The sequence below is a fragment of the Paenalicyclobacillus ferrooxydans genome (assembly GCF_001399675.1).
Lineage (GTDB): Bacteria > Bacillota > Bacilli > Alicyclobacillales > Alicyclobacillaceae > Alicyclobacillus_B > Alicyclobacillus_B ferrooxydans.
Genome location: NZ_LJCO01000095.1, coordinates 1 through 1,193, shown reverse-complemented (window position 1 = coordinate 1,193; position 1,193 = coordinate 1). Strand labels below are relative to the sequence as shown.

Below are 1,193 nucleotides of genomic sequence, written 5' to 3'. Positions count from 1 at the left end.
TCTAGACTTCATATTAGCGCCTCCTACATGAGTTCTTTAGGGCAATGACCCGGCACACACTCATCGTAGCGAGGCTCTATTATTTCTACAAACCCTATTCACTAACGTATACAGGAATGTTATTGGGCCGTGATTGCATCATTTATCATGTTCGCAGGCACAGCGACCCGCACAGAGACGTTTATGAAAGGCTTTAACCGCGTAAGCGGCACTTTCGCCGGCCTGGTGGCGGCGGTCTGGGTAGCTGAATTGACGGCAGGTCACGGAATTCGGGTTGTCGTTGTCATCGTGATATGCATCTTCTGGGGATTTTATCTCTTTCGAATCTCTTACGCTTACATGATTTTCTTTCTCACGATTATCATTGGGCAGCTGTACAGCATCTTGCATGAATTTTCAACTGGACTTCTGCTTTTGCGCCTTGAGGAGACGGCAATTGGGGCGGCCGCTGGATTCATTGCGGCCCTGGCTGTTGTGCCTTTGTCTACGCGGGACACCATCCGCACAGCGAGAGATAACCTGCTGTCAGACGTGGCGGAGTTTTTGCGCAGGGCTGGTGACCGAATTGCGGATGGCTCGGTTTCAGTACAAGATTTGGAGATGCTGTCACGCACCGTTGACAACCGATTGCAACAGTTGTTACTCCTCAGTCGACCGTTTACTCGGCCGTTCATTGGAGCGAGCAGTCCGGTTGTTCGCCACCGACTCGCTCTCTACGCGTTGCTGATTACCGATGTGCGCGCCCTTGCGGTCGCTCTACGTGCATCCGTTACAGTGAGTAGAGGTGCCTTGGCGGCGATTTGCCAAGATCTCGCCAGAGCAACGGTCCGCCTGAAGGAGGCACCGCAGCAGAACTCGCGAAAGCAGACGGACCCGGCGCTGTCCGCCCCAATTCCGGTTCAACTGAACGAGCCGATTGCTGACCCGGTTACACGCATACTTGTGCATATGCAGCGAGTCTTGTACGACCTGGAGGCAGATTGCGCTGATCCGCTGTAACGCGAAGATACTTAAACAAGATTTTAAAGAGCTCTGTCGGATTTGAGAGCATATCAAGGCATTACGGTGAACCGTATCACAAGTGATCGTAAAGCGGAAATTCGAATTAATACTTCGTAGCTCGGAGATCTTTGGAGATTAATGCCGTAAACCAGTTCAGTTGCGCGGTGGGGGAATTACCAGACGGAAAAATG

The 1,193-nt window shown here is 51.8% G+C and carries 1 protein-coding gene; it reads left to right on the top strand.

Annotation, left to right across the window (positions count from 1 at the left end; translation table 11 throughout):
- Positions 1-108: 108 nt before the first annotated feature.
- Complete coding sequence (locus tag AN477_RS20755) at positions 109-999, top strand: FUSC family protein (RefSeq protein ID WP_083486533.1); 891 nt, start codon at positions 109-111, stop codon at positions 997-999.
- Positions 1,000-1,193: the final 194 nt, after the last annotated feature.